The following is a 725-nucleotide window of genomic DNA, read 5'->3' as shown; positions in this document are numbered from 1 at the left end:
TTTGTATGAAAATACTTACGAAATAACGCTAAAAATGGCAATAAGAAAGTAGATCCCTTAAATCCTGATTTTTTAAGAGATGAAGTTAGTTATTCATATTTAGTTTAGAACTTAAGCTATCTCTTGATCAGTAGGTGTGATCTTATATCCTTTTCGTTTTAGATATTCAACCATCTTTAATTCTTTGGAAACTTGTTTCTCTTTCATGTAATCAGGGCCTAGTTCCTGATATGGTTCATGAGTTATGAGTATGTTGTAAGCTATTTTTAAAATTAAATTTGCCGTAGCTATTCTTGCTTTCATTTTGCCTTGACGTTTCATTATCCTTTTTTGAAAAGAGGATATTCTGTTATTTTGACTTAAGGTGCTGAGTGCACATTCTGCTACGAGTGTTTTTAATGCTTTATTTCCTTTCTTGGTTCTACTGTGTTTTTTTTTACCAGCACTTTCGTTGTTTCCTGGACTCACTCCAGCCCATGAGGCTAAGTGCTTATCAGATTTAAAGACAGACATGTCAACGCCTATTTCTGAAATTATAATTGCTGCTCCATTTTTATTTACCCCAGGAATGGTATCTAGTAATTCTAATTCTTTCTGATAGGGTTTAAGGCAATGGCTAATTTGTTCCTCCAGTTCCTCGATATTTTGTTCAATATATTCCATGTGTTCCCAATGCTGGCGTAACATATAGCGATGATGACGACGTAAGCGACCATTTATTGTAT

1 protein-coding gene is annotated in these 725 nt (G+C 33.9%); it reads right to left on the bottom strand.

Annotation, left to right across the window (positions count from 1 at the left end; translation table 11 throughout):
• Nucleotides 1-111: 111 nt before the first annotated feature.
• Nucleotides 112-725, bottom strand: a 614-nt coding sequence (locus tag IEX94_RS19495) for a transposase (RefSeq protein WP_188859922.1), incomplete at its 5' end; no start/stop codon positions are given.

The organism is Oceanobacillus indicireducens, from assembly GCF_014647195.1.
Lineage (GTDB): Bacteria > Bacillota > Bacilli > Bacillales > Amphibacillaceae > Oceanobacillus > Oceanobacillus indicireducens.
This window is presented reverse-complemented; position numbering and strand designations above follow the sequence as displayed.